At 64.4% G+C, this 8,817-nt stretch carries 9 protein-coding genes and 1 pseudogene; 5 read left to right on the top strand and 5 right to left on the bottom strand.

Features of this window, described 5'->3' with window-relative positions; genetic code table 11:
- Positions 1-206 (top strand): annotated as a pseudogene (locus JAB8_RS20895) (IS1595 family transposase); the annotation flags it as partial.
- 45 nt (positions 207-251) lie between these two features.
- Positions 252-1,352, top strand: a complete 1,101-nt coding sequence (locus JAB8_RS20890) for a glycosyltransferase family 9 protein (RefSeq protein ID WP_070291267.1) — start codon at positions 252-254, stop codon at positions 1,350-1,352.
- Here the strand turns inward: JAB8_RS20890 and JAB8_RS20885 are convergent.
- Complete coding sequence (locus tag JAB8_RS20885; RefSeq protein WP_343216110.1) at positions 1,337-3,511, bottom strand: EAL domain-containing protein; 2,175 nt, start codon at positions 3,509-3,511, stop codon at positions 1,337-1,339. The two genes, JAB8_RS20890 and JAB8_RS20885, sit on opposite strands and share 16 nt — an antisense overlap.
- A 117-nt stretch (positions 3,512-3,628) precedes the next feature.
- Positions 3,629-4,081 (bottom strand): hypothetical protein, encoded by a 453-nt coding sequence (locus tag JAB8_RS20880; RefSeq protein ID WP_070291266.1) that lies wholly within the window; start codon positions 4,079-4,081, stop codon positions 3,629-3,631.
- 207 nt (positions 4,082-4,288) lie between these two features.
- On the opposite strand from JAB8_RS20880, the gene JAB8_RS20875 reads away from it, so the two are divergent.
- A complete protein-coding gene (locus JAB8_RS20875; RefSeq protein WP_070291265.1) occupies positions 4,289-4,756 on the top strand; it encodes a PACE efflux transporter in 468 nt (155 codons plus the stop codon).
- Here JAB8_RS20875 and JAB8_RS20870 read toward each other — a convergent pair.
- Positions 4,732-5,613: a LysR family transcriptional regulator gene (locus JAB8_RS20870; RefSeq protein WP_070291264.1), complete on the bottom strand. Its 882-nt coding sequence runs from the start codon at positions 5,611-5,613 to the stop codon at positions 4,732-4,734. The genes JAB8_RS20875 and JAB8_RS20870 overlap by 25 nt on opposite strands.
- Before the next feature lie 68 nt (positions 5,614-5,681).
- Here JAB8_RS20870 and JAB8_RS20865 point away from each other — a divergent pair, with 68 nt between their 5' ends.
- Positions 5,682-5,885, top strand: coding sequence for a DUF3460 family protein (locus JAB8_RS20865; protein ID WP_070291263.1), 204 nt, complete (start codon positions 5,682-5,684; stop codon positions 5,883-5,885).
- A 124-nt stretch (positions 5,886-6,009) separates the two neighbouring features.
- Here JAB8_RS20865 and JAB8_RS20860 read toward each other — a convergent pair whose 3' ends face one another.
- Both JAB8_RS20860 and JAB8_RS20855 read right to left on the bottom strand, forming a co-directional pair.
- Positions 6,010-6,726, bottom strand: coding sequence for a DUF882 domain-containing protein (locus JAB8_RS20860; protein WP_070224836.1), 717 nt, complete (start codon positions 6,724-6,726; stop codon positions 6,010-6,012).
- 132 nt (positions 6,727-6,858) lie between these two features.
- Entirely contained in the window at positions 6,859-7,695 is an 837-nt protein-coding gene (locus tag JAB8_RS20855; RefSeq protein ID WP_070291262.1) for an EAL domain-containing protein, read from the bottom strand.
- Between the two features lie 234 nt (positions 7,696-7,929).
- On the opposite strand from JAB8_RS20855, the gene JAB8_RS20850 reads away from it, so the two are divergent.
- Entirely contained in the window at positions 7,930-8,742 is an 813-nt protein-coding gene (locus tag JAB8_RS20850) for a class II glutamine amidotransferase (protein WP_071654444.1), read from the top strand.
- The last annotated feature ends 75 nt before the right edge of the window (positions 8,743-8,817 follow it).

Raw genomic sequence — 8,817 nt, 5'->3', positions numbered from 1 at the left:
GCGTGCAGGGCGCTGCCCACGTGCAGAACGTCAACGCGTATCACAGCCGCTTGCGGGGCTGGCTGCGCATCTTCCAGGGGGTGGCCAGCCGTTATCTGCCGAATTACCTGGGGTGGCGCTGGATACTGGACGCCGGGCGCATCCGCTCCCCGGAAACATTATTGAAGGCAACATTGGGCGAGTTCCCACATTTGACGGTGACATAGCCAATCCGTAAGATGCTGCTGTCGCCATCTACTTCCGGAGTTTCCTTGATAAAAACCGCCGCCCGGCTGATCAGCTATGCCCTGCTGGGCAAATCCGGCAAGCAGCCCCTCGATATCGCCAAGGTGCGCAAGGTACTGATTTTGCGTAACGACAAGATCGGCGACATGATCGTCACCTCGGCCCTGCTGCGCGAGCTGAAGAAAAACTATCCGCACTGGCAGATCGACGTGGCCGCCAGCAGCGCCAACCGCGATGTCATCGCCGACAACCCGCATGTGAACGAGATCCTGATCTGGGACAAGCAGCCGCTGCTGCGCGACTTGCGCAGCACCATCGCCGAGCTGCGCCGGCGCCGCTACGACGTCATCTTCAATCCCTACAACCGCTTTTCGATTCCCTTGCTGCTGCGTATCAAATGGCTGGGTGCGCGCTATCTGACGGGCTTTGCCATTCCCAAGTACGGCACCTCGACGGCAAAGCTGGGCATGTTCGACCATACCGTGCCCTGCGACCGCAGCCGCCACATCCTGCACAGCTTTTTCGCCACCTTCGAACAATTTGGCTTGCGCGACATCGATACGCGCTATGAACTGTTCGGCGTGGATGCGCACGCGGCCCGGGTCGACGCCGCCTGCGACACCTTGCTGCGTACACATGAAGGCTTGTTCTGCCTCAATTTCCAAGGCAGCAATGCGCAGCGCACGGTCAGCGTGGCCGACGCCCAGCGCTGCTGCGCGGCCCTGGCGGCACGCTATCCGCGCCATGCGCTGCTGGTAATCGCCGCGCCGGGCACCGAGGCGCGCGCCGCCGAAATCGTGCGCGGCGCCGGCCATGCCAACGTGATGAGCGCGCCACCCACGGGCCACATCCTGGAGCTGGCGGCCCTGATCCGCCGCTGCGAACTGGTGCTGTCGCCCGACACGTCGGTGATCCACATCGCCTCGGCGTACGACAAGAAAATCGTCGGCTACTACATACGCACCGACAACTACCGCTGGTTCTATCCGGCCAGCCGCCATTACCGCGTCATCCTGGCGCCGGGCCTGACGCTGGCCTCGGTCAGCGCCGCCGCGACGCTGGCCGCCGTGGAAGAGCTGATGGAAGGCGCCGGGCAGGCGCAGGAAACGCTTCAGGCCGCCGGCTGAGACGCCAGCAGGCGGTCCATCTGCCCCGCCGGCAGCGCGCGCGAAAAAAAGTACCCTTGCGCATAGTCGCAGCCGGCGGCGCGCAGCAGGTCGCGCTGCGACGCCGTCTCCACGCCTTCGGCCACGACTTTCAGCCCCAGCCGCTGCGCCAGCGCGATGATCGCCTCGCACAGGCCCTGCCCGTCGCCATCGCGCCCCAGCTCGCCAACCAGGGAACGGCCGATCTTGAGAAAATCGATGTCGGCCTTCTTGATGCACGCGAGCGACACCTGGCCGCTGCCGAAATCATCGAGCGCCAGGGCCAGGCCCATGGCGCGGAACTGGCGCAGCCGGTCGACCACCTGGCGACCCTCGTCGAGCAGCACCGCTTCCCTCGTCTCGATGACGATGGCGCCCGGCGCCAGCCCCTGGCGCGCCAGATGCCCGCCCCAGTCCTGGTACAGCGCGGCGTCGCAGCGAAATTCCATGGCCGACTTGTTGATGCTGATCTGGAACGGAGCGCCATGCTCGTCCTGCCACTTCCGCGCCTGGCGCACGACCTGGCGAAACACCCACTCGCCGATATCGATGATCAGACCGTTCGCCTCGGCAAAGGCGATGAAATCGGCGGGCACCAGCAAGCCGCGCAGCGGATGTCGCCAGCGCAACAGCGCCTCGGCCCGCTCGATGGCGCCATCGCGCAGGCGGATGATGGGCTGGTAATGCACTTCGAACTGGTCCTGCGCCAGCGCCAGGCGCATCTCGCGCACCGTGCTGCGGCGTAATTCGGCCGCCTGCTGCAAGGCCGGCGTGAAATAGCTGTAGCCGTTGCGCCCCGCACTCTTGGCCGCATACATGGCCTGGTCCGCATGCCGCAGCAAGGTGTCCGGCGCCTCGGCATCGGCCGGATAAAGGGCCACGCCCACACTGGCCGACACTTGCGCCGTGTCGCCGTCGAGCATGAACGGCAGGGCCAGCGCGGCCGTCAGCTCCTGCAGCACGCGCTCGATGCCGCCCAGCTGCCCCACGCCGGCCAGGATGACGGTGAATTCGTCGCCGCCCAGGCGTGCCACCGTATCGGTGGCGCGCACGCGCTCGCTGATGCGTTGCGCCGCCTGGCGCAGCAGCATGTCGCCCTTCTCGTGACCGAGGCGGTCATTCACCTGCTTGAAATGGTCGAGGTCGATGAACAGCAGGGCCAGACAAGCGCCTTCGCGTTTGGCATGGGCCGCCTCGTGCTGCAAGCGGTCGAGAAACATGTGGCGGTTCGGCAAGCCTGTCAGCTGGTCGAAATTGGCTTGCCGCCAGATGCGCTCGGACGCCGCGCGCTGCGCCGTGATGTCGCTGACCAGCGCCAGCGCGCCCAGGTAGGTGCCGGCGGAGTCGAAGATGGGATTGGTGGCCAGGGTGGCCCACAGGGTGCTGCCGTCACGCCGCAGGAACTTGAATTCGTGGCGCTCGACGATGCCGTCCTGCCGCCGCGCAATGTTACGCTCCAGGATGGCGCGCCCCTCCTCATCCATGAAGGCGGCCAGCGGCTGGCCCAGCATATCCTCGATCTGGCAATCGAGCATCTGCGCCATCTTCGGATTGACAAAGCTCGTCAGCGCCTGCGCATCGATTTCCCAGATGCCCTCCTCGGCGCTGTGCACGATGCGCCGGAAACGCTCTTCGCTGCGTTCGAGCGCGGCCAGCTTGCCTTCGGCCTGCTCCAGCACCAGGCGCAGCGCCTGGCCGTTCGGATCGGCGCTGCCCAGCAGGCTGACGGGCAAGCCGGCCTCGCGCGCGCCGGGACGCGGCGGCGGCAGCTGTACCTGCAGCTGGATGCGCTCGGGTTCACTGCTGTTGAGCACGCGCTGCACGAACTGGTCGTAATCGTGGCGGAACGCCTCGTGCACATAGGAGCGGAACAGCACGTGGCCGGGATGCCCCCGCGCCAGGCCGAACAGTTCCGCCGCCACCAGATTGACCTGCAGGATCACGCCATCGAGACCGAGCACGAAATAGGCAACAGGCGCCAGCAGGTATAAATCGTTGAAATAAGCTTGTTCGCGTTCGGCCTTCATCCGTTCCGGACTGAAGACGCCATCGTCAAGCAGGGGCGCGACATGGCGCGGCACGCCGTCGTGGCCGAGCGGGGAGGAATCCAGAGCAGGTACCGCTTGCGGTGCTGTATCCATGGCTGTCCTTTGCACGGCCGCCCTGGCAAACAGGTGGGTGCAGTAGCGAGACTAGCACGCGTCACGCGCAGTGTCGAGCCATGCCTGCCGCAGATAACGTTTCCGCAACAAGGCCGATCAGCGGCCCATGCGGTGCCGGCGCAAGCCGAAATCATGGCCCACCACCAGCAAGGTGCTGGCCACCAGGCTCGACAGGCCCACGATCAGCTGGATCAGCTTATCGTCAGGCAATATCCACAAGGACGAAGCGGGTGTCTCGCAGCCCGTGGCGGCGCTGATCAGGGGAGACACCCACGCCGCGTCCGGCGTCACGTCGAGCACGACGGCGCCGTCGGCGCTCGTCTGCATATAGATGTCGCCCCCTTCGGCCAGGGTAAAGCAGATGCCCACGCCCGTTTCCGTGGCGCGGATATTGTCCTGCATGCTGCGATTATGTTCCTCGATCCACACTTCCACGTCATATGGCGTTTCCAGGTGCTCCCACGGACGGGGGCGGAAACGGGGACGTTCGTCCGCGCTGGCGGGGGAATCCGGGATATCGGGAATGTTGCTGTCTGCTGCGCCTTGCATGCTCGTTGACCTTTTCTGCGGTGATGTTCTGCGGTGATGTGCTGCCGTGATGCAGGGGAGCGTTTGCCCGCCAGCCGCCATTATCCCTCGTTCGCGGCAAGCATGGTAATTCCACGCCACATCCATCAGAAAAACTGATAGCCATCAACTTTTAGCATCAGCATGACTGACTTAAAATACGCGCCATCTCTTCTTTACAGGTTTTACATGCAAGGCATCAAACGCAAAATCGTCTACGTCACCGCCTTTGAAATCATCGGCATGGCCATTTCCACGGCCTGGCTGACCCTGCTTTCAGGCGAGTCGCCCACCAGCACGGGCCCGCTGGCCATCATGATCACCACCATCGCCGTGATCTGGAACCTGCTCTACAACACGGCGTTCGAATACTGGGAAATCCGGCAAGTATCGCGCACGCGCACCGTCTGGCGCCGCATCCTGCATGCGATCGGCTTCCAGATCACGCTTGTCATCTACCTGATCCCGCTGATCGCCTGGTGGCTCGATATCAGCCTGTGGCAAGCGTTCGTGCTGGACTTCGCGCTGATGCTGATCATCCCGTGCTACAGCTTCATCTTCAATTACTTCTTCGACGGCCTGTTCGGCGTGCCCCTGTCGGCGCAGCAGCCGAAGGAAGAGCCTGCTGACGTTCAGGCCGCTTCGCTGAGCAACTGAAGAAAGGACCGCGCCGCCATGCCCAGCGGCCGGTCCTTCATCCACACGAGGTGGATGGGCACGACCAGGCCATTGCCCGTATTCTTGAACGCCACGCAGCGCACCCGCCCCGCCGCCAGCGATTCCTTGATGGCCGAGGCGGCAAAGTTGCCCCAGCCCAGTCCCGCCTCCACCATCGCCAGCGCCATCGGCAAGCTGTCGGTGCGCCAGTAGGACAGCCCCACCACGGGGCGCGCATCGGCCAGGTCGAGTTCGCGGCTGGCCACGATAATCTGGCGCAAATTCACCAATTCCTCGATATACAGGGGCCGGCCCGCCACGTCGGGTGGATGCTGGGTGGAAATAATCGCCAGCAAGGCATCGCTGCCCACCAGCTGGAACTGTTCCTCGTGATTGATGCGCCCGCCGGCAAAGGCCATGCACGCGCTGATGCGGCCCCGGTGCAGCATGTCGAGCACATCGTCCTGCGGCGCCGTCAGCACCTCGATGTCGAGCAGCGGATGGCGCTGCGACAGCGCGCGCACGGCGGCGAGAAAAGGCGCATGGTCGAGTTCGGCCGCGATACCGAGCGAAATGCGGCTTTCCAGTCCCTGCGACAATTCCTGCACGTGCAGGTGCAACTGCTTCAGCTGCTCGGTGATCAGGCGCGCGTGGGGCAGCAGCGCCATCGCGGCCGGCGTGGGCACGGCTTCGCGCGCGCCCCGGTCGAACAGGGCGATGCCCAGTTCCGCCTCGATGTTGGCCATCGCCATGCTGACGGCCGACGGCGCCCGGCGCAAGGCGCGCGCGGCGGCCGAGAACGAGCCGCCGTCGACGACGGCCAGGAACAGTTCGATGTTATGGCTGGAGAGTTTCATGGAAGAGAGCGCGGCACTTTTGCGTGCGCCAGAGGTCAAAAGCCAGGCCAGGCAAGAAAGGAGCAGCCATGCCGCATCGACTTCCCTACCGCCGCAGCGGTTACGTATCGGACTTTACCCGTTTCATCGACGGCTTTCTGCAGGCGCACCCTGAGGTGCGGGCCAGCCAGCGCCTGGGCTGGCGCATTTTCTGGGAGCGCCCCGTGAATTTCGACGAATGGCGGCGCGCCGGCACCGATAGCGTGCCGGAGCCGCCGTATCACTATGACTGATCAAACAAACGCCTGACAAAACCGTAGCGAGCGACAGTGATTTGTGGTCGAGACGCGCAGCCGTACCAAGGTACGGCGAGCATCACAGGCCGCAAAGCGCGCCAAGCGAGGTTTGGTCAGGTGTTTAACCTTTCCAGACGCGCTGCAATCCCGTATCCGCATGGATCCAGCCGCCACGGGGGCCGGAGCGGTAATAGAAGCCCACGCCGCCCTGCTTGAAGCTGCGCACGAGGGAACCGAGCACTTCCGCGTTCAGATTCGCCACGCGGATGTCGGCGGCGCGGCCCGAAATGTGCAGCGACTGGCGCGCGGCCGGCACGCCCGCTTCGCGCAGCTTGCCGTTCGATTCGGCCGTGCGGTAGCCCGACAGGATTTCCAGCGGCTGCTCGATGCCGTAGCGGGCCACGAACGCTTGCGTGCCCCACAGGGTTTCCAGCAGTTTCGGGTCGATGGGCGCCGTCTTCTTGCCGTTCACGTCGCGCAGCAAGTGGCACAGTTCCTGGTAGGCCGAATCGATGACTTCGCCATCTTTCCAGTACAGCAGTTTCGCCTTTTCATTGCTGGCCGGGCGCACCACTTCCAGGGTGCGGGGCTTGAGCCAGAATTCCAGGTCCAGTGCCTGCGCATCGAAGATGTCGGGTGGCGGCTCCATCTCCGTGATCGCCTGGCGCGACTGCGAGGTGATCGAGCGGTCGACGCTGGCCAGTTGCGTCGGCTGGGGCGGCACGCCCGTGCGCGGCGCACGCGGCTTGGCGCTGGCCGAAGCCGAGGCGGGAGCGGCCGTGCGCGAGGCGCAGCCGATGAGTGGGGTGGCTACCAGGCCCAGCGCGGCCAGGCCCATACCGTGATGTAGAAAATTTCTGCGCGATGCCATAGTCAGTCCAATGTAACGATGGGAATACTATAGCGTATTGTGCTGCGAAGAAAAACCCTCAATGCCTATCGTGCCGCCCTCATTTCAGGATTCGGCATCCTACACGGCGGCCGCACTGGCCGCGACGTCGCGGTTTGCCAGCGCCAGCGCCGTCAGGGGCTTGTCCAATAAATAGCCCTGGGCGACGATGGGCAAGCCCGTGACGGCGGCCACGCGCTGCAGCGCGGCCAGCGCGGCCGGCGTGTCGAGGCGCTTGAAGATGACGCGGATCTTCGCCGCATGGCACACGGTGACGAAGCTGGCGACGGCTTGCTCGTCGCTGAGATTGCCCGCGTCCAGCTTGAACGCATGCGGGTGCAAGCGCTCCAGCATGCCCGTTGCCTCGTGCACGCTGGCCACGTTGATGGCCAGGCGGAAACCGTTGCGCCGGTAATTGTCGGCCACGTAGTTGAGCAGCCAGCCCTGGTTCGGCGTCACCGCCGGCAATTGCAGCACGATACGCTCGATGGGCAAGCCCAACGCGTCGAGGATGCGCTGGAAGGCGTGGCCATGGTTGCTGCTGACGGCGCTCAGCAAGCGGTCATGCACGTTCAGGTACAGGTCCGACTGCTCCGCTTCGCCCTGGCGGAAAAAATTAATGGCGTGCAGCATGCGGCACAAGCGGTCCAGCTCCACGGATTCGTCGTCGCTGGCCGCGTGGTCGAGCAAACGCCACAGCGACAAGCCCTCGTCCGCCTTCGACACGCTGCGCGCCAGTCCCTCGAACGCCACCAGCTTGCCGCTGTCGAGTTCGCGCAGCGGCTGGAAGGCGCTGGTCATGGTGCAATTGAAGAAACGCCCCAGCGCCCTGCCTTCGCCGTCGAGCCAGACGCTGGTGCCGGCCTGGGTTTGATGCGACAGACGGGCCAGGTAGTTCTTCAGGACGGGAAATGGCATACGTGCTCCTTCATCGGACTGCGCCGGCGTCCCGCATGGGGACGACGGCGCCAAAGTGTGCAGAGTAAGGCCGTGTCAAGCAAAGGAGAACGAATGGTTTCGCCATTTGATATGCGCGCAGCAAATATGGACGACGCAACGGACGGCGCATATCGATAGTCGGAATCATTCGTTCCAGCGCCCTGCCCCGGCCTTTACTGTGGGCGTGTACCGATACCACCAGGAAGGGCCGCCATGTGCCAGTTACTCGCAATGAACAGCAGCAAGCCGGCCGCGCTGGGATTTTCCTTTGCCGGCTTTGCCGAGCGGGGCGGCCGCACGGACGAGCACCGCGACGGCTGGGGCATTGCCTATCATTCCGGTAGCGGCTGCACCTTGCTGACCGATCACCTGGCCGCCATCGATTCGCCGCTGGCCGCCCAGGTGCAGCAACATCCCGTGAAGGCGAAAAACATCGTCGCGCACATCCGCAAGGCCACGCAGGGCCGCATCGCGCCGGAAAACACCCACCCGTTCGCCCGCGAACTGTGGGGCAAGACCTGGTCCTTCGCCCACAATGGCGACCTCAAAACGTGGCGCGCGCCCGCCAATGCGCATTACCAGGCCAGCGGCGACACGGACAGCGAACAGGCGTTCTGCCACCTGCTGGCCCGCTTGCGCGCGCAGTTTCCCGCCGGTGAGCCCGCGCGCGCCGTCCTGCGCGCCGCCATCGCCGAGGTCGCCAAGGAGATCGCTGCGCACGGCACCTTCAATTTCATCCTGTCGGACGGCGAGCTGCTGTTTGCCCACTGTTCCACGCATCTGCACTATGTGATCCGCGAATACCCGTTTTCCGTGGCGCAACTGATCGACTGCGAGCGCAGCATCGATTTTCGCCAGCACAACCATCTGGACGACCGCATCGCCGTCATCGCCACGCATCCATTGACGCAGAACGAGGACTGGCTGGCGTTCGCGCCCGGCGAACTGAAACTGTTTGCGAACGGTACCTTGCTGCCGGCAAACGATGCCGTACCGCACGGCGTGTATATCCAGATCAGTTACTGAACGGAAACTAAAGGGAAACGGGAAATATGCAAAGGGAGGGAAAGGCCCGCCGCCGGATGGGCGGGCTGAAATGCT

The sequence above is a fragment of the Janthinobacterium sp. HH106 genome (genome assembly GCF_001758725.1).
GTDB lineage: Bacteria > Pseudomonadota > Gammaproteobacteria > Burkholderiales > Burkholderiaceae_D > Janthinobacterium.
The sequence above is the reverse complement of the archived record's forward strand: the minus strand, read 5'-3'. Positions and strand labels throughout refer to the sequence as shown.